The organism is Microvirgula curvata (genome assembly GCF_054781615.1).
In genome coordinates this window covers 144,255-167,725 of sequence record NZ_BAAGUB010000036.1, presented here as the reverse complement: position 1 = coordinate 167,725, position 23,471 = coordinate 144,255, and the positions used below count along the sequence as shown (strand labels likewise).

Sequence of the window (23,471 nt, the reverse complement as noted above, 5' to 3'; positions counted from 1 at the left end):
CTATCGATCCAGATAAGCCGCAAAAGGAGAGTTCTGGCGCAGTCGCACCGCGCGCGGGGAGTCTTCCAGCAGCAGTGCCGCTGCCTCTTTTGGCCGGCGAAGCAGTGCGGACCAGCTGTCAATATAGTCACGGCTGCACAGACCCTTGTTGCGCCATTTCGCAACCTGCTTCAGTGCATAGCAAACCACGACTGGCCCGGTTCGCTTCCCGCGCAACAGCACGGCAACCTTCCCGTGAGCCTGCTTGCGCCAGGCCTCACGTTCCCGTTGTGCCTGCCGGGCCTGGGCCCGGGCCTCAAGAAGCGTGTCCGTCATGATTGCAGTATTCCGGCTCACGACTGAAAAGTCCATTTCTTTCAGGCACTTTCCGCCTCTCCCTCTCGTGGACACGCAGAGGGACAAAAATGGGACACCAGAGTAACAAAAACAGGGGTAAATCGGCACAAATTGAGAGCAATAAAAAGCCCGCCAATTCCGGTTTTATCCAGTAATGGCGGGCCTTGCAGCGAATCTGCGTTGATTCGCAAGTCTGTTCGTGGTGCCCGAGGCCGGGGTCGAACCGGCACGACCGAAGTCGAGGGATTTTCTTGCCACTTCGGCTTTCGCCGCCAGCGCAAGCGCTGTTCGTGGTCTGGAGCACGCCTTCACCATAGCCTTGCAGCCACAGGTGCCCGCCGTCTGCTCTCTACACCTTCCCGCGAATCGGATGATCCGGGGCTTGGCTCGGCGTTGGCTCGGCTGCATGACAGCCAGGGCGTTCACCGAATTTGACGGGCGTCACCTTCGGGGTTTCCCCCGGAGGGCTCAAATTTTCAAGTCCCTTGTGTCTACCAGTTTCACCACTCGGGCTGGCAGGGGGCAGATTCTAACCGACCTGCCCATCGCCGGCAAAGACGCCGGCGTCGGGCAGATCAGCGTTCAGGCGCTCAGAAGGCCGGAACGATCGCGCCCTGGTACTTTTCCTGCAGGAATTTCTTCACGGCCGGGCTGGTCAGGGCAGCAGCCAGCTTCTTCATTGCCGGCGACTTGGCATTGTCCGGGCGGGCAACCAGGATGTTCACGTACGGCGACTGCTTGCCTTCGATCGCCAGCGCATCCTTGGTCGGGTTCAGCTTGGCGGCCAGCGCGTAGTTGGTGTTGATCAGCGCCAGATCGACCTGATCCAGCACGCGCGGCAGCGTGGCGGCTTCCAGTTCCTTGAACTTCAGGTTCTTCGGGTTGCTGGCGATGTCCTTGGGGGTGGCCAGGATGTTGCTCGGGTTCTTCAGCTTGATGACCTTGGCCTTGTCCAGCAGCAGCAGCGCGCGGCCACCATTGGTCGGGTCGTTCGGGATTGCGACCACGGCGCCGGACTTCAGGTCGGCCAGCTTCTTGATCCTGGTCGAGTAGGCGCCGAACGGTTCGACGTGCACGCCGACCACCGACACCAGATTGGTGCCCTTGCCCTTGTTGAACTCGTCCAGGTACGGCTTGTGCTGGAAGAAGTTGGCATCCAGGCGCTTCTCGGCGACCTGCACGTTCGGTTGCACGTAGTCGGTGAACACCTTGACTTCCAGATCGACGCCTTCCTTGGCCAGGACCGGCTTGACGAATTCGAGGATTTCCGCGTGCGGCACGGCGGTGGCAGCCACGGTCAGTTTGTCAGCGGCGTGAACCTGGAACGCGGCGACGGTAGCGAGTACAGCGAGCAGTTTTTTCATGACAAGCCTTTTTGGGACGAGAGAGGACACCCGGTCCCACGGACCGGGGGACAGAAAAACGGTTATTTGCGGGAGAAATGCTGGACCAGGCGGTCGCCGATCATCTGCAGCACCTGCACCATGATCAGCAGCAGGACCACGGTGACGATCATCACGTCAGTCTGGAAGCGCTGGTAGCCATTGCGCACCGCCAGATCGCCGAGGCCACCGCCGCCAACCAGGCCGGACATGGCCGAGTACGACACCAGGGTGATGGCAGTCACGATCACGCTGGCCAGAATGCCCGGCAGCGCTTCCGGCAGCAGAGCGTTGATCACGATCTGCCGGGTGGTCGCGCCCATGGCCTGCGACGCCTCGATAATGCCGCGGTCGACTTCGCGCAGCGCCGTTTCCACCAGCCGGCCGAAGAACGGCGTGGCACCGACCACCAGCGGCGGAATGACGCCGGCCACGCCGATCGAGGTGCCGGTCAGCAGCACTGTCAGCGGAATCATCGCAATCAGCAGAATCACGAACGGCAGCGAACGCAGCAGGTTGGTGATGAACGACAGCATCGAATACAGCCGCGGGCTGTCGAGCAGTTGCTGCTTGCTGGTCAGGAACAGCAGCACGCCCAGCGGCAGCCCGAACACCACGGTAAACACCAGCGACACGGCCACCATGATTGACGTGTCCTCGGTCGCCAGCCAGATATCCATCCAGTCGACATTGGTAAACAGATCGGCAAACATCGCGTTCATGCGCGCAGTTCCTCCACAATCACGCCGAATTCGGCAATCTGACGCAACGCGGCATCCTGGTCCCCCCCCGACAGCGCCAGAATCATCTGGCCATACGGGGTGTCCTTGATGCGGTCGATGCGGCCGGACAGGATGCTGAAGTCCATCCCGGTACTGCGCGCGACCTGGACCAGCACCGGGTCATAGGTGCTTTCACCACGGAAGGTCATGCGCACGATGCGGCCCGGCACCTGGGCGAAGTCGGCGTACTGTTCGTTCTCGTCGACATGCTCGGTTTCCTGCACGAAACGCCGCGTGGTCGTGTGCTGCGGGTGCAGGAACACGTCGGCGGCATTGCCGCTCTCGACCACCTGACCACGATCCAGCACCGCGACCTTGTCGCAGATGCGGCGGATCACGTCCATTTCATGCGTAATCAGCACGATGGTCAGCCCGAGTTCGCGGTTGATCTCCGCCAGCAGTTGCAGCACCGACTGGGTGGTTTCCGGGTCCAGCGCGCTGGTCGCTTCGTCACACAGCAGGATTTTCGGGTCGGTTGCCAGCGCGCGGGCGATGCCGACGCGCTGCTTCTGCCCGCCGGACAGCTGGTTCGGATACTTGTCGGCCTGTTCGCGCAGTCCGACCCGGTCGAGCAGTTCCAGGACCCGCTTGCGGATCTCGTCCCGGGACCGGGTGCCGCTGATCTTCAGCGGAAAGGCCACGTTGTCGGCCACCGTCTTTGACGACAGCAGGTTGAAATGCTGGAAGATCATGCCGACACGCTGACGCAGCCGGCGCAGTCCTGCCGCATCGAGTGCGGTCACGTCCTCGCCGTCGATAACGACCCGGCCGGCAGTCGGACGCTCCAGCAGATTGATCAGCCGGACCAGGGTGGATTTGCCCGCACCGGAACGGCCGATGATGCCGTAAATCTCCCCGTCCTCGATCGACAGCGTGGTCCGGGCTACTGCCTGGAACGTGCCGCCGTCAGGCCGGGTGTAGGTCTTTTCGACCTCGATTAGTTCAATCATGCTCACACTTTCCGTGCCGGTCCGGCACGGCCTGAAATACAAAAGCCCGCCGATGACGATCATGGCGGGCTTCAAGAACGGCTGGCACTGGGGGCGCAATAGGCACCCCTGACGCTTTAGCAGTTTTTACGCCCGCAAGCTGTGATCAAATCGGCGTAGAAGAATGCGGCTATCGTGCCGCGTCGCTTCTATATTGTCAAATTCAAATATAACAGATGTTTATAACAAAAATGTTCTTTAGAACCGGATTTACTGTGCATCAGTGCCCAAAGCTGAACGGCGAACGCACATAGAACGGATCGAGCGCATCGAAACGACGCTTGCCCTGTCGACGCGGCACGCGCTTTTCCAGTCGGTCCATGGCCTTGTACGCAAACCAGACCCACAGCGGCATCAAGAAGAAATAACCCAAAACGATATAAGCGATAACGGTCGCCATGATTTCCTACCTCCTGCGGCGAATTATCTCAAAAATCAGTCGCTTACTCGTCCATGACAAGGACAAGGATTTATGTTTCCGCGACCTGACCCGGGTAGCGCTGGCGCTCGGGCACCGCTCCGGTACCCTGCCGCCTGCCCTTGTCCGGAGAATCCGATGATACTGCGCGCCGGCCTTTCCCTCGTCGCCATCCTCATGCTGTCTGCCTGTGCCGCCCCCCCGTCGCCTCGTGTCACCCCGGTCGCCGATGAGGCACTGACCTTCGTGACCACGCCGGATTGCGCCCCCGGCACAGTCACTATCGGTTTTGCCGGCGACCACATGCGAATGACGACGGCCTCGCGCCATTACACGCTGCACGAAGCGACCACAGCGCACGGCATGCTGTTTGTGGCCGAGGATGACCCGCACACCTCGTTCTGGAGCGAGGATGGCAGCGCGCTGGTCATGGTGCGCGGCAAGCATTATGCAACCTGCCGGATGGACAGGCCGAAGCCGTATCGTGCCAGTGGCAACGAACCGGGCTGGTTGCTGGATCTGCACTTCGACGGCCCCGGTCTGCGTTTTTCGACCGCCCGGGGAGATATCCGGGTAAAGCTGCCGACACCCGAAGCGGTGCGCAGCGGCACCCGCACCCGCTATGCCGGCCATGCCGACGGCACACCGCTGATCGTGGATATCAGCGAGCAGCGCTGCCTCGACAGCATGAGCGGCATGCCGTATCCGGACACGGTACAGGTCCGCCATGGAGACCAGCGCTTTATCGGCTGCGGCGGCGATCCGGCCTCGCTGCTGCAGGGCGGGGAATGGCTGGTCGAGGATATCGCCGGTCGCGGGCTGATCGATGCCTCACATGTCACGATCGACTTCGGCGAAGACGGCCGCCTGTCCGGCCAGGCTTCCTGCAACAGCTATGTCGGCGGTTACCAGATCGGTGGCGAAACCCTGCGCATCCCGCTGGCAATGACGACCATGATGCACTGTGCCCCGGCACTGATGCAGCAGGAAGAGCACTTCCTCAGCCTGCTGCGGCAGGTTCGCTGGTTCGAGTTCGACGCCGACGGGGCGCTGATTCTGGTCACCGAAAGCCATGAGCGCCTGATTGCCCGCCGGGCGTAGCACTGCATACCGTAGTGAGTTCAGATGGCAAGACGGGAATTGACAGCATTTATTGATAATCATTACCATTCGCGTTTTTACCATACAAAAAACTGCAAATGGCATCTTCCGGACCGTTCCCCGCCTTTACCCTGTCACCGCTGGCCCTGGGCCTGATGTTGCTGCCCTCCTTCGTCCACGCCGACAGCGACACTGTCCTGGAAACGGTCACCGTCAGCAGCGAACAGCCGCTGGCCGATCCGCGCCTGCCCGAGGTCACCACCGCCACCCGCACCCGCACACCGGCGCGCTACGTGCCGCAGGCGATCGATGCCGTCGCGGTCAAAAACCTCGATGCCTATGGCCAGACCGACCTCAGCCAGGCACTGACGGGAGTGCCGGGGGTCGACGCCAGTGGCGACACCCGTTTCGACAGCGTCTCGATCCGCGGCTTCAGCGCAGCCAACGATCTGTATCTGGACGGCTTTCGCGATGACATGCAGTACAGCCGCGACCTCGGCAATATCGAGCGGGTCGAGGTGCTGAAAGGCCCGGCCGCCGTGCTCTATGGCCGGGGCAGCAGTGGCGGCATCGTCAACCGGGTCAGCAAAAAGCCGCAGCCGGGTCTGCCGTCCAGCGTCTCGGCCCGGGTCGGCAGCGAAGGGTTGTGGCGCCTGCAGGCTGACCTCAATGGCAGCCTGTCCGATGACATTACCGTACGCCTGAACGCCGCGCAGGAAGAGTCCGACAGCTTCCGGGGTGACGCGTTGCACAGCCGCCGTCAGTTGTTTGCCCCGTCGCTGAACTGGCGCCTGACCCCGTCTCTCAACTGGCTGGTGCAGTACGAGTACGGGCTGTACGACCGCACGCCGGACCGCGGGATTCCCGGCATCAACGGCCGTCCGGCCGATGTGGCGCTGGATACCGTGTACGGCAATGCGGCACGCGACTACATCCGCGATGAAACGCAGTCGCTGCGTTCGCGCCTCAGCTACGACCTGAACGACCACTGGCAGTTGCGCCACCTGCTCGGCGTCATCAGGCTGAACAGCGATTTCGACAACACCTACCAGACCGGCGTCAGCGGCAACCGGGTCACGCGTCAGCGCTGGATCCAGGATCTGAACGCCCTGAACATCACCAGCAACTTCGAGGCCGAGGGCCAGTTCACCACAGGCCCGCTGGCCCACCAGTTGCTGGCCGGGATTGAAATCGGCAAGCAGAAGCGTGATCCGAAGCTGTACCAGAACGCCAGCCCGGTGCCGTCACTGTCGATCACCGACCCCGATACCCGATTGCAGTACAACGGGGCGATGAAAATCAACAGCGACAACCAGCACCGGGTCGATACCCGGGCACTGTACCTGCAGGACCAGTTGAGCCTCGGCCTGTGGAAGCTGCTGGCCGGGCTGCGCTACGACCGCTTCGACATCGACAGCAGCAACCAGCTGAACGGCAAATCGGAAAGCCGCTCCAGCCATTCGCTGAGCCCGCGCATCGGGCTGGTATGGACACCGCTGCGCGACCACTCGTTCTATGCGTCGTACAGCAAGACGTTCGCTCCGGCTGGCGGCGGCACCATCGGCATCACGCCGGGGGTGACAAGCAATGCACTCGATCCGGAGTACACCCGCCAGTATGAGACCGGGGTAAAAAGCGACTGGCTGGACGGCAAGCTGTCGAGCACGCTGTCGCTGTACTCGCTGGAGCTGTACAACCGCCGCACCACCGACCCGAATGATCCGTCCCGGGTGGAACTGACCGGCCTGCAGCGCACGCGCGGCATGGAACTGACGCTGACCGGCCGTCTGGTCGGCGACTGGTATGCACGCGGCGGCCTTGCCCTGCAGAACCCGGAGGTCGTCCGTGCCGAGGCCAACCGCCAGGGCAAGCGCCCGGCCAATGTGTCGCGCCATAACGGCAGCCTGTTCGTCGGCTTCGCCCCCGAGAACGGCTGGTATGCCGAAACCGGCGTGACCGCCGTCGGCCAGCGCTACGCCGATACAGCCAACAGCGTGCTGCTGCCCGGCTATGGCCGCTGGGATGCGCGCGCCGGCTATCGCACCAGAAGCTGGGATGTGGAAGCCGCCGTCACCAACCTGACCGACCACCGCTATTACGCCAGCGCCACCAGCGCCGCACAGATCCAGCCCGGCGCCCCGCGCGCGTTTCTGCTGAGCAGCAACTATCGGTTCTAGTTTCTCTCTGCCAGTCGTTCAAATGCCCTCCTGCGCAAGCAGGAGGGCACATTCGCGTGTTCTCAGGATTTATCGCGAGCAGGCATTGAACCTGATAGCATTCCGGCCCCGACGGGCAATACTTTTGTGCCGGCCGCATACCCATCCATGGCGGCATCCCGCCTTGAAGAGTACAGGCTCGCCGAAAGCTTGAGCAGATCATGCCTGATGCTGCAAGGACTTGCCCGGCAGGCGGAAGGGATTGACCCCTTTCTCTTGCTTGCGGGCCCATGCTGATGATTGACCTGCCTTCCCTGTCTCCATTCATTTCATGAAAAATGACCATTCCTGAAAAAATTGCCGTCCTTGTGCTCGGTTGCCTGATTGCCGGCACCACCTGGGCTCTGTCGCCTGGCCAACCGGTAAGCCCGAAGCAATTTTTCCCCAGCCGCATATTGCCGGTATACGCACCGGACTCTGAGGGGTGGATCGTGACAGGCGTGGCAAGTAATGGCCTTTCTTTCGGAAAAAGAGGGGCTGAAAGTACGGAGACCTATGGGGCACAAGCATTTGTATTTGAAATGCCTCCGACCCCCGACAGCGGCAGCTTCGTTGACTTCGTCAAAAAGCGCATTGCCTCAATGAATCCTCCGCCACGGTTTGTTGAAACGGCTTCTGACTACCAATATGACGAAGATCGCACTTATCCATGCGTCAATGTTCACATCACTTTTGATGACACCGCAGCCCTTACGCCAACAGGCAGGCAAGCGCTCAAATTGCAGGTGACGTCCCGCTATTGCCGCCACCCGGTGCAGAAAAATCTGGGCTTCGGTGTTGCCTATTCCCACCGCGGAAAAACCACCGACGAGAGCATGGAAGGTGCGGCAAGACGCTTCATAGAAGCCATCAGTGCGCCGCAGCTGGGTAGCAATTCACCTTGAGCCCACGCCTTGCCCTGCCTGGCGACCACTTCGTTCAGGTGAGTATCATGCTGATTGACTGAAGTGTGCAGGAACTGACCGTTCATGGCTTGTCCTTGCTGTTTGCAGAATCCTGCAAACAAGTGTGGGATGGCCCCTCGCATCAAGCGACTATTGAAAGTACGCAATCGAAGCGCTGCGGGCTGCTGCGAACCATTGCGAACTCAATCGAAAAGCCTGCCGGACTGCAGGCCGGCAAGCAGGTTTTCTTGCCATGCTGGTCGCCGTGAACGTGCATCAAACCCGTCAGCCTTTCAGTGCCAGTTCAATTCCCGAATCCGGGAATCGAACCCGCGTCCGCACGGCAGCTCAGACGGAGGGTTCGGCGGCCGCGTCATTTTCGGCTGCGGGGTCGGTGAGCCGTCGAATCGTCAGGGTGCAGCGTTGATCAATCAAGGTATTGATTTGCTCAACAACTGGATTGCCAGCAAAACTGTGTCCAGGGTCAGACTGGAGCTTGCGCGCCGTCGCTGGCAGTAACTTTGCCAACTCCAGAATGCGCCGTTTGGCCTGTGCCCTGGTAAAACCTACGCCTTCGGCGAACTGCTCCCAGTGCCGCCCCTGAACTTCGCTGAACTTGTACTTGCTGCCAATTTTCATCGCCATCTTCTGCGTCAGTGCTGGATACACCGCCGTCGAGAGTGTGTCGTAAAACGGTGCCAGAACGGGGCTTTGCCTGAGTAAAGCAGAGAGAAATTCTTGGCATGCGCATCATGATTGCCGATCAGCGCATTGAAGATCACGTAGTCGAGCAGTCGCAGTACCTGTGGCGCACTGGGACGCGTCGCACTGCGTACCAGGTCAAAGCACTGGACCAGATCCGGACCACCTTCATTCTGGTACTTCAGTTCGGGCACCACGCCAAGTGCCTGGCAGAAGTCCTCTTGATGGAGGCGTTGTCGGTACCCCTGCATATCGATCAGTCGGTCGTAGCGTTCAACCAGCAGAAACGAGCGATCCAATACCCGGTGGACTTTTGATTTCGCTGGCTTGAGCTGCATGGCCTCTGCCAGAGCCATGCAAAATCTTTCGTTGATCACGCTGTCGTCAACGCCGTGGATGGCCGGTTTCAGGATGTGGGAGCTAGGCGTGCCGTTGAGGGGCAGCCCGATGCGCGCACCATCGAAAACCACTGGCAACTTGTCCTGGGCACCAGCCAGGGAAAGACGCAAGCCGTCTTTGCCCGCCAGCATGGGTCGACGCGGCAATTCATCCAGGATGGCAACGACTTCGTCGTCGCTCAGTCATTGAACGTCATCGCTGCGGGTTGGCACAGGCAAAGCCTGCCCCGGCTCAAGGAACGTCACGGCCCCGGCGCATTCGCCGCCGATGTGGTCCAGCAGCGCAAAGTCGTTCTGGCCAGACACCTGAAACTGCTGCGCAATCAGGCGGCGCATCTGCCCTTCGGGTAGAATACCGGCAAAGAAGGGACGCGTTTTGCGATCATCGAACGGTGCCGCTTGCAGGGGCAGCGAGGCTGACAAGGCAACGGTGTCTTTGTGTGACAGCCAATCGGGTGCGTAGCAAAAGCGTAGCCGCCCATCGACCAGTGCCAACGTGCCGACACGATCGGCGAAAAGCCAGACTTCCAGCTCATGCGCCATGGTTGCCACCCTCGCGGTGATCGTTGGCCATGGATGATGGCAACCCGCTCAACTGGATCTCTCCCCCCAGGGCATCAATGACCCGCAGTACGTTCTCTAGTCGTAAGGTGGGTTTGCCTGCTTCAAGATCGACAATGAAGCGCACCCCCACCCCGGCCGCCAGAGCCAACCGGGGCTGGGTCAGCCCGAGCTGCTTGCGGGCGGCACGTAGTGCATCGCCGAGTTGTTGAGGTGATCGAATGGATGTCATGGCTTGCTCAGTTTCCCGATCGGGAAATTATTAGCCACAATCGGACTATGTGCAAGCGACATTTCCCGATCGGGAAATTTCAGTGTGATTAGGCCATGGCCCGGTTATTTATTTCCCGATCGGGAAATAAAAGGCAGATCTCAATTCCAGATTGACACCCATCCACACCCACTGTGGCGCGACTCGCCCGTCGCATGCCCGAACTGCGCCACTACATCCGCTTTGCGGAGAATAACGGCAGCAATCACCGCAAAAACTGCAGCGAACAGTTCGGTACAACATGCCGCCTGGCGCAGCGCTAAGGCAATCTGCTCTTCCGTGAACTTCGATTTTTTCATGACAAATCTCCTGCCCGGATGGGCTCAAATTTGCCAGAAATCTCTACTTCTCTCCGCTACGGTTTTTCGGGAGGAGGCCAGGCGGAGCTGCACCTTGCAGCACGATCAGACAAGAAAAAACCCCAACCAAGGGTGGCTGGGGTTTCAGAATTGGTGGGACGGCGGCAATCACAAAACGTCTCAAAAGTGCCGCCAATACTAGGTTTCAATGATTCCTACTTTGCCAAGTACCAACAAAAATACCAACACATTCACTTCCTTGCCCAGCCTTGAGGCCATCCGTCACGCCTTCGACGGGCCGGCATAGAGCCGCTTTTTCAGGTGTCAGGTTTGTCAGCCTGGTCATTCGCGCGCGTACTGGTCGCGTAACCCCGGTGTACGGGGATTCCCTGCGTACCTGATGCGTACCGGCTACTTGGCTGGCACTGTGTGGTTGCCTCACTTCAAGCCAGCCTGCCCCGCTCAATGACTGCGGAAATTCGGTGCCTCAGTTCGGGGCGGTAGTAACCCGTGCTCGCCCAAGCCCCTCGCTTGGGTCCAGCAACTGGCACGGGGCGCTCGCGGGCACACTGGCAACAAAAGCCAGTTTTGGCTTTTGCAATGCGTGCAGGATGCCGGGTCTACGGCTTGGCTGCCGGCCCCCCCCCTGCTTGCCGACGGGCGAAACCGGGAAATCCCGGTATGGCCGTGCCGTGCGACCAAGCCCGAAGGGGACACGTCCTTTTAGGGACTCAAATAACCCTGCCCCCCTCTCACGGCCCATTCATGGGGTTGATTTTGAAAACAGCCATTCGGCCGGGTGTGAGCGTGTTCAACGGCTGGCGGACGGCCCGCCAGCTTTAACAGCGCTTTAACATCCGACTGAGCGTGAATGCAGCGCAAACCCGCGCCAGTCAAGGAAACAGGACAGGAATGCCCCTTTAACAAAATCGCCACGGGGAGAAATTTTCCGCACGTGAGGGAACGGGCGGTCTATGGCCTGACCCCGGCCAGACTTTCGACACCCCCTCCCTTATCAAGCTCACGTCATAATATTTGCATAATCTTGATATAGCTCAATGCGTAAATTCACTACGCACAAGGGAGAACACATGGAGCCTCGGTATGTCATACAGTCCGTTCATCCGGCCGTTATTCATCAAAGCCTTAAGCCTGGGGAGACCCTTGATCGCCCCGTCAGAAAATTTTATATCTACGACAAGGTGCGAGAGCGACGGCTGAATAAAGTATTCCATACTCGTGCCGAGGCAGAAGATGCGTGCAGAATCAAAAACTTAAAGCAGCGCACTGTTTAGCCTACCGTTTTAGCACATGCTACTGCACACATACTCGTGCAATTAGCAAGAATATATTTGCTTCTATCTGAAGCATTTAAAGACCAGCCGCCGAGAGTGCATCGAAATCTCCTGATTCAAACCCGGTGGCTACACCACCCTGCACAGCCCCACAGCCGAAGCAACTTTCCCAATCAAGGACATATCACAGCAATTCGGTTTGCAGAGATACCGACCTGGCTACGGCTTAGGAGGTCATTGCCGCACCATGCCGAGCGCTTGGGAGAATCCTTCCAGCGCAAGTCTCTGCCGCTCGTCTGCGCCATCAGCCCACAGTTTGGCAGCGGCCATGTCATGCTCCATCGTGCGGGCGCTGTAGTAGGCGGTGACGGTCATTTCGATGTGGCCGTCTGCTATGGCGTTCCAGACCTCTTGCCGATCCCGCACGGCAATCAGTTGCCCATCCTTCGCCATGCCGCGCAGGGTACGGGCGACGGACTGAACGCTTCCGCCGATCTCTTCGGCTATGGTGGTTGCGGTGTAAGGTGGTCTCCCGTATTCCAGCCGGTCGCGTTCGGTTTGCACTTCCAGCATTTTCAGGATTGCGCGCTTTCTGGCGGTGTCCCTCATGTCTGTTTCCTTAATGTATCGCTACGCCGCGATACGGTATTGATCGTTCGTCCGGGCAGGCTGATGGCACTTCACCACGCGGCTACCCCGGTCAGTCGGTCGCTCCACCCGTTCGGCGATCACCAGCCCCTTGCGATGCAAACGGATCATCGCCGCTGACAGCTCGGGCAGCTCGCGGAATCCGTCCAGGTGCGTTTGTATCTGGCTCAGGGTCAGCTCCCGGCCAGCGTCGGACAGTAGCGCCACAATCTCCCGCAACGCTGCCGGCCGTGGACATCTATTTGCGGGTGGAGATCGACATGATGCAAATCATCAAGGCTGAGTCCGACGGCCATACCATGCAATTCCGTGAGGATGGCTGGTTCAATGCCATGGTGGCAGCAGAGCGTTTTGGCAAACGGGTAGACCATTGGCTGGCCAACCGGGAAACCGACCAATACATCACCGCCCTGTCCGAGCTGCTTAATACCCGGAATTCCGGGGAATTAATCCATGCCCGCAAGGGGCGTAACGGCGGGACATGGCTGCACCCTAAATTGGCGGTCGCATTCGCCCGCTGGCTTGATGTGCGCTTTGCCGTCTGCTGCCCCATGCCGCCGTCGAACAGGCAGACGGCGGCGCGTTCCTCGAACAGCTCGCGGTCGGCTTCGTCCAGCGTGGCGAGGGTGACTGATTCTTTTGTCATTGCTTGCAGCCTCGCATATGACAGCTTTTCTCTATATACGCACAAAACGTGGTGGAACAGGTGGAACGGTGGAACAAACCCCGCAAACCCGCCACCATGGCCGATCTAGCTGTTCCACCGCTGTGCCACCTTGTCAGCGCGTCAGGTGGAACAAGTACGAAATGGCCGGTTTTGTTCCACCTTGATTCGGTCAGGTGGAACACAGGTGGAACAGCCAAACCCGCCACAGATAAGGCTTTCAGAGAGTTGTTCCACCGTTCCACCTGTTCCACCTGTTTTTTTCGCGCGTGTACGTTTTGCTAGTCGCCGCTGTCGTCCTGCCGGCGCACGGTGGCGGTGAAGTGATAGAAGCGCCTCGGCGTCGGGTAGTCCGGCGTGCGGTGCTTGCTGGTCGCCTTGCCGTCACTGCCACGAGTCAACATGCCGGCCTTGGCTGCCACAGCAGCAGCAACCGCCCGGTCAAAGCCATTGGCAATTTCATCCACGAATACGGACGGATGCACCAGCCAGTTCAGGCTATCGACCGCGCGGCGGAAATAACCGGCGCAATCCCGCGTCATTGGCTCGCTGTCGCCGCTGGCACTGTCCCAGAGGATGAAGCGGCTATTCCCGTGCAGGGCAAACCAGCCTTCTATCTGCTCAAGAATCAACACATCTTCCCGATTGCCAATGCCGTAGCGGTCGAGCCAGTCAGCCATGCAGCCAATCACGGCAGCGCGGCCCTCTCCAGGTGCCCAGCCGGTCAGGCCGGCATCGGTTGCCAGTTCCAGCGCTTCGGCAATCACGGCAAAGCGGGCGGCCACCCGGCGTACCTGACCGCTAACAGAGGCAGGCAACACGCCCCGCAAGTCCTCAATGGCACGACGCAGGCGGCGGGTGATGGTGTCGGGCTGGCCGGCGACGTGGGCAGTAAAGGCGCGGCCGACGGTGCCGTGCTGGGCCGTGGCGGCCTGTTCCAGCGCTTCGGCCAGATCGCCCGAACTGGCGTAGCCATTGAGCGTATCGAACACCCCTAGCCCCTTGCCGGCGTCGGCCGGCAGGCTGGCCAGCCGCACTTCTTGCCCGGCATGGGTGCGGTGGCCGCCGCTGCTCATGAAAGCGGACAGGTCGATTTCCCCTGTAGACAGTACCAGCACACGCCAGCGGGCTTGCTCACGGTTGCCGCCGTCCTTGGCCCCTTGCATCTTGCCGGTGCCGTTGAACAGCCGGTAAGCCGCCATACTGACGGCGCGCGGATCGCCCTGGCCCATCTCGTCCAGCAGCATCAGACCGTCATTGCGCGCGGCAGCAGCATTGGCTAGTGCCAGCGCGGTACTGTCCCAGTTCAATACCTGGCCGCGCGGCTCACCCCATATGCTCGCACCGGCCTTGGCGCTGGTGGTCTTGCCGCAGCCGGACGGGCCGAACAAGTGAATGCCACCCGATTCCAGCTCAACCAGATGCAGCAACGGAGCGGCCAGCGCCGCGCCGATGGCCAGCATGGGCCGGGTATTACCCCGCGCCAGCTTCGCCACACTGTCCCGCCAGCCCTCGGCCGTGCCGCACGGCTGGTAGGCGGCGGCGCTACTGGTATCGCCGTGATAGAACACGGGCGGACGGGCCTCTCCGATTACCTCCCCGGACGGCAGAATGTATGCGCCATTGCGCCAGCCGCCGCGCTCAGTAACGTGGTGCAGCGTGGTCGCCCCTTCCCGTTGCAGGTACAGCGCCAAATGTTCCAGTGCGGCGCGGCGCGGCGAATGTGCCAGCCCGCCCGCGCGCAACTGCGCCCAGCAATCCCGCTCTCCGATACAGGCATTTGCCATGGCAATGAGGCGCGGCTCTTTGTCGATGCGGCTGATCCACTTCACCAGACGGTAAGCGTCGCCGCCGTCGTCGATGCCGCTGCCGACAATCTCCAGACGGTCGCACAGCCACAGCGGAGGCAGTTCCACCACCTCACCGCTGTCTCGGTCGGTCTTGGTGCCGACGTAGAACACACCGTCGCGGGTCACGTCAAAGCGCGGTTTAAGCGGATCGGGCGGCAGGGTTGCCGCGTCTTTGAGGGTTTGCAGGTCATTCGCGCTCATGGCACCGCCCTCCCACTGGCAAGGCGTCGATACGCTCACCACGCGCGGCAGCTTGCCGTATGTCGTCCAGGCTGGCACGCCCAATCGGCCCGATGCAGGGGCCGGCAAGACTCAGGGCAGCAACGGCATGGGCCATGACCAACTTGTCATCCAGCGACAGGGCAGCCCAGTTGGCCGCGAAGTGTGAAAACAGCACTTCGGCAATACCGTTAGCGTCGAGAGCGCCGCCGCTGTCCGCCAGCATATCCAGCACCCCATAGACGGCCGCTTCGGCTTTCCTTGCATTCGCGCTCATGTGGCGTTCCTTTTTTGTTGTTCGCTCCACACATCCAGCCAATCCACCCCCGGCAGTTCTGGCAGCAGCACCCGCACGCGCCGGCTCTCACCTCGAAGGCGTCGCGCCAGTCGCTCGGCCACCCGCTGACCGGTGCCGCTGGCATCGTGGTCGGCAAAAACCCATACGTCGGTCGCCTCAGGCGGCAGGATCACCCGCGCCAGCCCACCGGCTGATACGCACGCCCATGCCGGCAAGCCGGAACCCTGTGCGACAGCCAGCGCGGTTTCGATGCCCTCGGCCAGCGCCAGCCGGCCCGCCTCAGGTGGGTACAGCCGTGCCGCCGCGCCCTTGCTCGCTCCCTCGCGCACGGTGGCCAGCTTCTTGGCCGGCAGCAGCTCGCCGGCGAGACACTGCGTCAGCTTGTCGCTGCTGGCGCTCAGGTAGATGCGGTGCAGGCCGGCGAGCGTGCCGTCCGGGGCCGTCAGCCGCGCCAGCAGGGCCGGGAAGCGTCCCAGCTCCACCGGGCGCCCGTTGCTGTCTGGGTGCCAGTACGGCAGCGCCGGGTGATAGCGCAGCGCAGCCGGGCAAGTGTCGGCCACCGCCCCTAGCCCGCGCCTGGCCAAGTAGCGCCCGACCGGATCGGTGGGGGTGACGGAGCGGGCAGCGTCCCATAGCGCGCTCAGACGGTCGGTACGGTCGGCGCTGGCGCAGGGTGTCGGGTTGGCAGCCTCGCGGTGCGGCAGCGAGGGGTGCAACAGCTCTGCGTCGCCCGCCAGCCCCAGCACACCGGCGACGGCCCGTAGCGCGTCGGCAAAACCGCAATCAAGCCAGTGCTCGACCAGCGCAAAGCCGTCGCCGCCTTGGCGGTCCAGCGCACGGCAGACGAAACGGCCGGCGTCTTTGTCAATGAACTGGAAACGGTCGCGCCCACCGCAGGCCGGGCAAGGCTGGTTGCCACGCTTGCCCAGCACGGCGGCTGCAATACCCAGATCAGCCAGGATCGACGGCCAGCGCCCGGACGCGGCGGCGCGCACAGTGTCGGCGTCCAGACGTGACTTGCCCCCCGGTGTGTAACTTCCCGGAAAATTTGCATTCATTGTGCTGCCCTCAGTTTTGAGGAATGGGATTGGAGCGGTTGCGGCTTGCCGCAATGCGTTCGTGCGCCCAGCAACGGGCTTGAGCCGCGCCAAGTGCGTCCAGCGCGTATTGCTGCATGTCGGCCAGCAGGGATGCCAAGCAGCCGACTTGCGAGAGCACCTTGTCAGTGCCCCCGATGTCATGCCCATCGCGGTGGCGGATTAGGTGGCCGATGGCCTGTAATCCGGCGATGCTGTCTACCAACATCACTTCCGCCACCGATTCAGCCAGCGCGGCATCTTCCATGGTGACATTCGGCGCGTAGCAACCAGCGCTCTCAATGAACTTGTCAGACTCTTGCAGATGTTCGCGCGCGATAGCCAGCAGTTCAAAGCCGTTCTGGTCGCAGCGGATGCCCAAGGGCTTGATGGTGTTCATGCTCGCACCTCCGACACGGTGTAACCACGGTCGGCCGGGGCGATGGCAATTCGCTTGCCTTGCAGCACCAGCAGGCGCGCCACGGCGCACGCTTCGGCATGGGTCGGTACAGTGGATACAGGAACGGCGGAGAGTGGGAACAGGGCGCGGACAGCGCGCAAGGCGATGCTAGGCATGGTGGCCTCCTTTGTGAGCGTGAAGCTCGACCCCTCGCCGCCAAGCGAGGGTGCCGAGCGCATGGCAGGGTTGGCGGACCGGCACAAAGGAACCGGCGCGTGCAAGCACGCCCCCACCACGGCTCGGCATAGAAGGCGCAGCAATGGTGTTGTGGACGGACGTAAAAATAGCCGCTGGGCGGCCGTCCGCCTTTGTGTTCGGGCCGCCAAGCCCGGTACCGCTATTGAACGGTACGGGAGCAATGTAGCGCGATGCGAGGGAGTGAGCAAGGGTCATGCGGCCAGCCTCCCCGGTTGCGCCGGTCCGAATAGGCGGGCGAAGTCAGTTACACGGCGTTCGGCTTCACGGTAAGCAGCCTTGTGGTCGCCACCGTCAGCCAATGTATCGGCCACCGCTGCGCTCACCAGTTGGTAAGCCGTGCTGACGGCGTTCCGCATAGCCGGCGACAGGCTGGCTCGTTGGCCGGTCTCGATGCCGAACACGCGGTTAATCAGCCGCTCGACGTTGGTATGGAACACCTGTTCCGGTGCCTCGCTGCCGCGCTGCTGGGCCGTCTGCGCCATGCTGCGGGCGGCATCATGGGCCAGGTGGTAGAACGGCAGGTATTGGGTCTGGCGGGCGTCCTGCTGCTTGCGTGCCTCGCCAAAGGCCCGCACTAGCCGGAACTTCACCTTGACCGCTTGTTCGGTGTTACGCGACAGCGTGACGGCGAAATAGGCTTGGTCCTCGTTCAGCAGGGCGAAGCGCACCGGCATCCCGCCCTTGGAACCTTTCGGGGGTTTCTGCGTTTGAAATGTGACTACCCCGAACGCATTGAACTTCGGCAGATAGTTGTCGATGTTTTGGAGCAAGGCGCGGTTCTCGATGCCCAGTTCCTCAGCCACGATGCGCGAGTCAATGCGCGGGCCGTCCTTGGCCAGCACCAGCGGTAGGCCGGTCTCATATGTGGTCGGTGTCATGCCTCGCCCTCCTGAATCGTCTGCAATGCTTCGATCAGCTCGCCCAGCCGGTCGGGCGGCAGGGTGATGCCCTTCTTGGTCGGCACGAACCCCTCGCCATTGCCGAAATCGGCATGGGCGCGAATGTCGATGTAGGGCCTGCCCTTGTATTCGCGGCGCTCGATGTGAAGGTGCTCGACCGGGCTTTTTTCGATCACGATGGCGGTCATTGGGCGGCCTCCGGCTGACCAACAGCATCAAGCCACGCCCGCACGTCCTCTACGCGCCAGCAGGTGACGCGAGGGGAGATTTTCAGAGGGGCGGGGAATTTGCCAGCCTTGACCAGTCGCCACAGTTGCGAGGAGGCGAACGGCAAGCATGGCAGCAGGTCTTTCTGACGGACAAGGCCGGTAGCGGGAAGGGTGCCGTAGGGGATGGCGTGGCTGGGTGCGCTTGGGCAGGTGAGTGTAGCGGTTTGCATGGTGCGGTTTCCTGTGGCACGTCGTGGTGACGCATCCATGAAACCGCGCTTTCTCGGGTTGAAGGCAACAGCCAAAGGGTTAAACCCAATCCGGGTTTGCTGGGTTTAACCCAACCTGAAAGCCTTGCCTGTATTGGATTTTATGGGTTTAACCCTTTAGTTTTTTGTTGCCGCCAGATTTGGCGTTTGGATGCCTGGCGATGCGGTCCATATAATCAACCATTGTTGCCGATGGGTTGGCTACTCCGCGCTCCTCAAGCTTGCGGTAAATGGCCTGTGTAATAACGTGTTGCTTTGGCGCTTTGGCATTAGGGTCGGAGGGGTCGTAACCTTCCCAATGCTCGGCTATTACCTCTTCAATAACATCCAGTGGTGGTGTTGTATAGGTACGCTTTGGGAGTATTGCCATGGGCTGCGCTTCGGAGACTTCGCCGTTTTTTTGCTGGGTTTCCCCTTGCTGCCAGCCCTTGCGGAAAGCGGATGCAATGGCCTCTTTTACATCCTGCTTGATCGTGCGGAATTGTTTCCTAGCGAGCCATGACAACAGTGCACTTGTCTGTATGGTTGTTCTCTCTGCAACGATGTCGGCGGGGCTGGCAGATTGCTTTGCTCCGATTACGTATTGGTCGCCACTCCAGCTTTGCTGCCATACTTCCAATGAAGGCAACGTTCCAAGGCTGATTGCTCCGCACAACGCCTGACGTGCAACAACAGCTCGCTTGTACATGGCGGTATGTACGGACCCTTGCGCCAACTCAATGAGTCGAAATTCCGAAGGGTCAATGCCACCGATCAACATGGCGGCCTGTTCAACCGTCAGCACTTCAACCAATGCCCACAAGGAAAGATCTGGGACATTTTCGGGACTGGGTAGCTCTTGCTTTCCGAAATACTGAGCGTCATCAAATAGCCTTAACATCTGCACTCCCTTAGTGCAAACCCTGTCAATAGATTGCCGCGCCAGCCGGGCAGGGTATCCCGGTTTTCCTTCCGTCGAAGTAGGCGCGGCTAAAGGTGCCCCAAAGAGGGGGTCAGGCGGACCGTCGGAACGGGATTACCTTGCCACCCTCTTTCAGCGTGCCCAGGTAGTCTGCCCACGCTTGCATCATGCGGCGGCGCTCGGGCAGGTACTCGGCATAGTTGTACGTCGCTCTGATCTGGTTACGCTCTCCGTGCGCCATTTGCCGTTCTATCGCGTCGCGGTTCCACCCCTGTTCATTCAGCAACGTTGACGCCATGTGCCGGAAGCCGTGTCCGGTCATGGTGTCCTTGTCGAAGCCGAGCCGGCGCAAGGCAGCATTAACGGTGTTCTCGCTCATCGGCCGCCCGTTGGTGCGTGCGCCGGGGAACACGTAGCGGCCGCGCCCTGTCAGCGGGTGCAGCTCGCGCAGGATGGCGGCAGCCTGATCCGACAGCGGAACAATGTGCTTTTCGCGCATCTTCATCCGCTCGGCGGGAATGACCCATGTCGCCGCGTCCAGGTCGATTTCTGCCCACTCGGCTTGCCTCAGTTCGCCAGGGCGCACAAATACCAGCGGGGCCAGTTTTAGCGCACACTGCACCGGAAATGTGCCCTGATAGCCGTCGATGGCGCGCAGTAGTTCGGCCACGCCGCGCGGGTCGGTAATGGTGGCGAACGATTGCTTGATAACCGGGGCCAGCGCTCCGACCAAATCAGCGGCGGGGTTGCGTTCCGCGCGCCCGGTAGCGATGGCATAGCGGAATACCTGGCCGACGCTCTGCATGGCTCGGTGCGCGGTGTCTACGGCCCCCCTGCCCTCGATGCGGCGCAGGACGGCCAGAAGTGACGGGGCGTCAATGTTGGCGACCGGGCGGCCTCCCATCCACGGGAAAACGTCTACCTCAAAGCGGCGCATGATCCGGTCCGCGTGTCCTTCGGTCCACGTCGGCAGGTACTTGGCGTGCCACTCGCGGGCGATAGCCTCAAACGAGTTTGCTGCATTGAGTGTGCCGGCCGCCTTCTGCGCCTTGCGCGCCTCGCCCGGATCAACACCACTGTCCAGCAGCTTGCGAGCCTCGTCGCGGCGTTCGCGGACTTCTTTCAGACTGACTCCCGGATACACCCCCAGCGCCAAGGTCTTTTGCTTGCCCCCGAAGCGGTAGGCCAGCCGCCAGTATTTGCCCACGGTATTGACCAGCAGGAACAGCCCAGCCCCGTCCGACAGCTTGGCCGGCTTTCCATCCTCTCTAGGCTTGGCGTTACGGCAGGCTGTATCGGTTAGCGGCATGTTGGTGGCTCAATGTTGGTACGACGATTTGCACATGGTCGAAATACCAGCAAAAAAACCAACAGATGGGCCGGTATGTCGGCACACATCATGGCATGTCATGACACAAACAAAAACCCCCGAAGCCAGTAGCCACGGGGGTTTTGAACTGCTGTGCCACACTGTGACACGTAGAATTGGTGGAGACGGCGGGGATCGAACCCGCGTCCGGAAGTCCTCTACGGTGAGTTCTACATACTTAGTCTGGCCATTTGGTTTTAACCGTTGTACCGCCGACCGACAGGCTGCACATTGGCGAGTCACCTTGGATTTAGTGCCGGATCAAGTGACCCGGTCCGACACGATCCCATCTAAATGACTCTACTGCCGGTTTGACCCGGCCTGCCCGATGGGCGAGACAGTGTAGAGTCTGGTGCAATTAAGCAGCCAGAGCGTAAGATTCGTCGTTTGCGACTATATAAATTCAGTGTTTAACGGGGTGACTGAGATCCCGGTATGCCCTCATCCGCTTTGCAACCCCCGTCGAAGCCATGTCGTCCCCGAAGAGTGCAGCCTGTGCGGCTTAAGTTACAGTGATTATACACGGTACTGGCGGCAAAGCGAGACCAGTTCGTCCGGCACGTCGATGGCGTGGTCCGCGCCCCATTTTTCCGGCATTTCCGCGGCATCGATATAGCCCCAGTTGACCAGCACGGTGCGCATGCCGACCGCCCTGCCCGCCTGGATGTCGCGTTCGGCATCGCCGACGTACAGGCAGCGGGTCGGCACGATGTCGATGGCGCGGGTCGCCCAGTGCATCGGCGCCGGATCGGGTTTGGCGACGCCGGCGGTATCCCCGCTGACCACCACTGCCGGCGGCACGGCAAAGCCCAGTTCGGGCACCAGCCGGTCGGTGAAGCGCGACGGCTTGTTGGTGATGATGCCCCAGGTCAGACCGGCCGCGTCGAGGTCGCAGATCATGTCGTTGATGCCGTCGAACAGCACGGTGTCGACGGCAAAGTGGGTGTCGTACAGGTCGAGGAAGCGAAGGCGCAGCCGCTCGAAATCGGCATGGTCGCGGTCGATGCCGAAGCCGAGCCGCACCAGACCGCGCGCGCCATGGCTGGCGATCGGCCGCACCGCCTCATACGGCTGGCCGGCACGCCCCTCTTCGGCCAGCAGCGCATTCAGCGCCCAGCCGAGGTCGCGCGCCGTGTCGGCCAGTGTTCCATCGAGATCGAACAGGACGGCATCAATCATGCCTGGCTCCGCTCCAGTTTTCCCAGGAACAGTTTGTACGCCGGGTTTTCGGTCTCGTCCACATACGCATAACCGAGCTCGAACAGGAAGCGGTTGAACGCCGCATGGTCGTTCGCCGCGACCTGCACGCCAACCAGTACCCGGCCGTAATCGGTACCGTGGTTGCGATAGTGGAACAGGCTGATGTTCCAGTCGGTCCGCATCGCCGACAGGAAGCGCATCAGCGCGCCCGGCCGTTCCGGGAACTCGAAGCGGAACACGCGCTCGTCTGCAGCCGGCGCATGGCCGCCGACCAGATGGCGAATATGCAGCTTGGCCAGTTCGTTGTCGGTCAGGTCCAGCGCTTCCAGCCCGCTGGCCGCCAGTTCCGACACGATGGCGGCAACGTCGCCGCGCTTTTCCACCTGGATGCCGACAAAGACGTGCGCGGTTTTCGCATCGCCATAGCGGTAGTTGAATTCGGTGATGTTGCGGCGGCCGACCAGCGAGATGAATTTCTTGAAGCTGCCCGGGGTTTCCGGAATGGTCACCGCCAGCACCGCTTCGCGCTGTTCGCCGAGTTCCGAGCGTTCGGACACGTGACGCAGGCGGTCGAAGTTCATGTTTGCGCCGCTGGCAACGGCAATCAGCGTCTGCCCGGCCAGTTGCTCGCGCTCGACATAGGCCTTGAGGCCGGCCACCGACAGTGCGCCGGCCGGTTCCAGAATGCTGCGCGTTTCCTCGAACACGTCCTTGATCGCCGCGCAGATGGCGTCGGTGTCGACCAGGATCACTTCGTCGAGAAACTCGCGGCACAGGCGGAAGGTTTCCTCGCCGGCCAGCTTGACCGCCGTCCCGTCCGAGAACAGGCCGACATCCTTGAGTTCGACCCGATGACCGACGGAGATCGAACGCGCCATGCTGTCCGAATCGAAGGTCTGCACGCCGATCACCTTGATGTCCGGACGCAGGCGCTTGATGTAACAGGCAACCCCTGCGGCCAGCCCGCCGCCGCCGATCGCCACGAACACGGCGTGGATCGGCTTGGTGCACTGACGCAGGATTTCCATGCCGATGGTGCCCTGCCCGGCGATCACGTCCGGATCATCGAACGGCGGCACATAGGTGGCGCCGGTCGATTCGGTCAGTTTGACCGCATGCAGGTAGGCGTCGGTAAACGAATCGCCATGCAGCACGACCTTGGCGCCGCGACGGGCCACGGCATCGATCTTGATGCGCGGAGTGGTTTCCGGCATGACGATGGTCGCTTCACAGCCAAGCTTCTGCGCCGACAGCGCCACGCCAGCGGCGTGGTTGCCGGCACTGGCGGTAATCACGCCGCGCGCCAGTTCTTCCGGCGTCAGCCGGGCCATCTTGTTGTATGCGCCACGAATCTTGAACGAGAACACCGGCTGCAGGTCTTCACGCTTGATCAGAATCTGGTTCTGCAGACGGCGGGACAGGTTCGGAGCCGGTTCGAGCGGCGTTTCCTCGGCGACTTCATACACTCGCGAGGTCAGGATGCGTTGCAAATAATCTGGATTTGACATGACAAGGGGGCTGGTAGCGTTACGCGGGGATGCTGAACAGATTAGCCCAAAGCGGGCGACAGGTGTTTG

At 61.3% G+C, this 23,471-nt stretch carries 29 protein-coding genes, 1 other RNA gene and 1 pseudogene; 5 read left to right on the top strand and 26 right to left on the bottom strand.

Translation table 11 applies throughout. The features are described 5' to 3' along the window. The 6 genes and pseudogenes from ACYVG8_RS17745 to ACYVG8_RS17720 form a co-directional block, all read right to left on the bottom strand. Positions 1-315, bottom strand: a complete 315-nt coding sequence (locus ACYVG8_RS17745; RefSeq protein WP_460746471.1) for a hypothetical protein — start codon at positions 313-315, stop codon at positions 1-3. 611 nt (positions 316-926) lie between these two features. Then, positions 927-1,700 (bottom strand): MetQ/NlpA family ABC transporter substrate-binding protein, encoded by a 774-nt coding sequence (locus ACYVG8_RS17740; RefSeq protein WP_028499903.1) that lies wholly within the window; start codon positions 1,698-1,700, stop codon positions 927-929. 62 nt (positions 1,701-1,762) lie between these two features. Then, positions 1,763-2,440 carry a methionine ABC transporter permease gene (locus ACYVG8_RS17735; protein WP_028499904.1) on the bottom strand — a complete coding sequence of 226 codons (678 nt, stop codon included), beginning with the start codon at positions 2,438-2,440 and terminating at the stop codon, positions 1,763-1,765. Next, positions 2,437-2,649, bottom strand: coding sequence for an NIL domain-containing protein (locus ACYVG8_RS17730; protein WP_281660801.1), 213 nt, complete (start codon positions 2,647-2,649; stop codon positions 2,437-2,439). The genes ACYVG8_RS17735 and ACYVG8_RS17730 overlap by 4 nt, the downstream gene beginning before the upstream one ends. A 66-nt stretch (positions 2,650-2,715) precedes the next feature. After that, positions 2,716-3,450: pseudogene (locus ACYVG8_RS17725) on the bottom strand (methionine ABC transporter ATP-binding protein); the annotation flags it as partial. A gap of 259 nt (positions 3,451-3,709) precedes the next feature. Next, a complete protein-coding gene (locus ACYVG8_RS17720; protein WP_028499906.1) occupies positions 3,710-3,889 on the bottom strand; it encodes a hypothetical protein in 180 nt (59 codons plus the stop codon). A gap of 156 nt (positions 3,890-4,045) precedes the next feature. On the opposite strand from ACYVG8_RS17720, the gene ACYVG8_RS17715 reads away from it, so the two are divergent. The 4 genes from ACYVG8_RS17715 (at position 4,046) to ACYVG8_RS17700 (ending at position 8,377) form a co-directional block, all read left to right on the top strand. Next, entirely contained in the window at positions 4,046-5,008 is a 963-nt protein-coding gene (locus tag ACYVG8_RS17715) for an META domain-containing protein (protein WP_460746469.1), read from the top strand. Positions 5,009-5,106: 98 nt separating this feature from the next. Further along, positions 5,107-7,185, top strand: coding sequence for a TonB-dependent receptor (locus ACYVG8_RS17710; protein ID WP_460746468.1), 2,079 nt, complete (start codon positions 5,107-5,109; stop codon positions 7,183-7,185). A 317-nt stretch (positions 7,186-7,502) separates the two neighbouring features. Continuing rightward, positions 7,503-8,108: a hypothetical protein gene (locus ACYVG8_RS17705; protein ID WP_281660791.1), complete on the top strand. Its 606-nt coding sequence runs from the start codon at positions 7,503-7,505 to the stop codon at positions 8,106-8,108. A gap of 65 nt (positions 8,109-8,173) precedes the next feature. Beyond that, positions 8,174-8,377 (top strand): hypothetical protein, encoded by a 204-nt coding sequence (locus ACYVG8_RS17700; protein WP_460746466.1) that lies wholly within the window; start codon positions 8,174-8,176, stop codon positions 8,375-8,377. Positions 8,378-8,456: 79 nt separating this feature from the next. On the opposite strand, the gene ACYVG8_RS17695 is transcribed toward ACYVG8_RS17700, so the two are convergent. The 7 genes from ACYVG8_RS17695 to ACYVG8_RS17665 form a co-directional block, all read right to left on the bottom strand. After that, complete coding sequence (locus ACYVG8_RS17695) at positions 8,457-8,747, bottom strand: hypothetical protein (protein WP_460746465.1); 291 nt, start codon at positions 8,745-8,747, stop codon at positions 8,457-8,459. 14 nt (positions 8,748-8,761) lie between these two features. Further along, entirely contained in the window at positions 8,762-9,340 is a 579-nt protein-coding gene (locus ACYVG8_RS17690; RefSeq protein WP_460746464.1) for a HipA domain-containing protein, read from the bottom strand. A 51-nt stretch (positions 9,341-9,391) separates the two neighbouring features. Next, on the bottom strand, positions 9,392-9,751 hold the full coding sequence (locus ACYVG8_RS17685; protein WP_460746463.1) for a HipA N-terminal domain-containing protein: 360 nt from the start codon (positions 9,749-9,751) through the stop codon (positions 9,392-9,394). Beyond that, positions 9,741-10,001, bottom strand: coding sequence for a helix-turn-helix transcriptional regulator (locus tag ACYVG8_RS17680; protein ID WP_460746461.1), 261 nt, complete (start codon positions 9,999-10,001; stop codon positions 9,741-9,743). The genes ACYVG8_RS17685 and ACYVG8_RS17680 overlap by 11 nt, the downstream gene beginning before the upstream one ends. Before the next feature lie 140 nt (positions 10,002-10,141). Beyond that, positions 10,142-10,339, bottom strand: coding sequence for a hypothetical protein (locus ACYVG8_RS17675; RefSeq protein ID WP_460746460.1), 198 nt, complete (start codon positions 10,337-10,339; stop codon positions 10,142-10,144). A 1,529-nt stretch (positions 10,340-11,868) separates the two neighbouring features. Next, positions 11,869-12,243 carry a hypothetical protein gene (locus tag ACYVG8_RS17670; RefSeq protein WP_460746459.1) on the bottom strand — a complete coding sequence of 125 codons (375 nt, stop codon included), beginning with the start codon at positions 12,241-12,243 and terminating at the stop codon, positions 11,869-11,871. A 21-nt stretch (positions 12,244-12,264) separates the two neighbouring features. After that, the gene (locus tag ACYVG8_RS17665) at positions 12,265-12,489 is read right to left on the bottom strand and encodes a hypothetical protein (protein ID WP_460746457.1); all 225 of its coding nucleotides are present in this window, start codon (positions 12,487-12,489) and stop codon (positions 12,265-12,267) included. 53 nt (positions 12,490-12,542) lie between these two features. Here ACYVG8_RS17665 and ACYVG8_RS17660 point away from each other — a divergent pair, with 53 nt between their 5' ends. Further along, positions 12,543-13,037 carry a KilA-N domain-containing protein gene (locus tag ACYVG8_RS17660; protein ID WP_460746456.1) on the top strand — a complete coding sequence of 165 codons (495 nt, stop codon included), beginning with the start codon at positions 12,543-12,545 and terminating at the stop codon, positions 13,035-13,037. Positions 13,038-13,227: 190 nt separating this feature from the next. Here ACYVG8_RS17660 and ACYVG8_RS17655 read toward each other — a convergent pair whose 3' ends face one another. The 13 genes from ACYVG8_RS17655 to ilvA all read right to left on the bottom strand — a co-directional run bounded on the left by ACYVG8_RS17655 (position 13,228) and on the right by ilvA (position 23,444). Continuing rightward, complete coding sequence (locus ACYVG8_RS17655; RefSeq protein ID WP_112692240.1) at positions 13,228-14,997, bottom strand: DUF927 domain-containing protein; 1,770 nt, start codon at positions 14,995-14,997, stop codon at positions 13,228-13,230. Continuing rightward, a complete protein-coding gene (locus ACYVG8_RS17650; RefSeq protein ID WP_460746455.1) occupies positions 14,984-15,292 on the bottom strand; it encodes a hypothetical protein in 309 nt (102 codons plus the stop codon). Before ACYVG8_RS17650 ends, ACYVG8_RS17655 begins: the two co-directional genes overlap by 14 nt. Then, the gene (locus ACYVG8_RS17645; RefSeq protein ID WP_460746453.1) at positions 15,289-16,371 is read right to left on the bottom strand and encodes a DUF7146 domain-containing protein; all 1,083 of its coding nucleotides are present in this window, start codon (positions 16,369-16,371) and stop codon (positions 15,289-15,291) included. Before ACYVG8_RS17645 ends, ACYVG8_RS17650 begins: the two co-directional genes overlap by 4 nt. Before the next feature lie 10 nt (positions 16,372-16,381). Then, a complete protein-coding gene (locus ACYVG8_RS17640; protein WP_460746452.1) occupies positions 16,382-16,789 on the bottom strand; it encodes a hypothetical protein in 408 nt (135 codons plus the stop codon). Next, the gene (locus ACYVG8_RS17635) at positions 16,786-16,965 is read right to left on the bottom strand and encodes a hypothetical protein (protein ID WP_028499913.1); all 180 of its coding nucleotides are present in this window, start codon (positions 16,963-16,965) and stop codon (positions 16,786-16,788) included. Before ACYVG8_RS17635 ends, ACYVG8_RS17640 begins: the two co-directional genes overlap by 4 nt. A gap of 273 nt (positions 16,966-17,238) precedes the next feature. Continuing rightward, positions 17,239-17,925, bottom strand: coding sequence for a Rha family transcriptional regulator (locus tag ACYVG8_RS17630; protein WP_460746451.1), 687 nt, complete (start codon positions 17,923-17,925; stop codon positions 17,239-17,241). Then, positions 17,922-18,134: a transcriptional coactivator p15/PC4 family protein gene (locus ACYVG8_RS17625; RefSeq protein WP_460746449.1), complete on the bottom strand. Its 213-nt coding sequence runs from the start codon at positions 18,132-18,134 to the stop codon at positions 17,922-17,924. The genes ACYVG8_RS17630 and ACYVG8_RS17625 overlap by 4 nt, the downstream gene beginning before the upstream one ends. Continuing rightward, on the bottom strand, positions 18,131-18,385 hold the full coding sequence (locus ACYVG8_RS17620; protein WP_460746448.1) for a helix-turn-helix transcriptional regulator: 255 nt from the start codon (positions 18,383-18,385) through the stop codon (positions 18,131-18,133). The genes ACYVG8_RS17625 and ACYVG8_RS17620 overlap by 4 nt, the downstream gene beginning before the upstream one ends. Before the next feature lie 148 nt (positions 18,386-18,533). After that, on the bottom strand, positions 18,534-19,304 hold the full coding sequence (locus tag ACYVG8_RS17615) for a hypothetical protein (RefSeq protein WP_460746447.1): 771 nt from the start codon (positions 19,302-19,304) through the stop codon (positions 18,534-18,536). A 112-nt stretch (positions 19,305-19,416) separates the two neighbouring features. After that, positions 19,417-20,634 carry a tyrosine-type recombinase/integrase gene (locus ACYVG8_RS17610; protein ID WP_460746446.1) on the bottom strand — a complete coding sequence of 406 codons (1,218 nt, stop codon included), beginning with the start codon at positions 20,632-20,634 and terminating at the stop codon, positions 19,417-19,419. 177 nt (positions 20,635-20,811) lie between these two features. Beyond that, positions 20,812-21,175, bottom strand: a transfer-messenger RNA (tmRNA) gene (ssrA, locus tag ACYVG8_RS17605). Between the two features lie 35 nt (positions 21,176-21,210). Further along, positions 21,211-21,873, bottom strand: a complete 663-nt coding sequence (locus ACYVG8_RS17600; RefSeq protein WP_028499918.1) for an HAD family hydrolase — start codon at positions 21,871-21,873, stop codon at positions 21,211-21,213. Then, entirely contained in the window at positions 21,870-23,444 is a 1,575-nt protein-coding gene (gene ilvA, locus ACYVG8_RS17595; protein ID WP_255420197.1) for a threonine ammonia-lyase, biosynthetic, read from the bottom strand. Before ilvA ends, ACYVG8_RS17600 begins: the two co-directional genes overlap by 4 nt. Between the last annotated feature and the right edge of the window lie 27 nt (positions 23,445-23,471).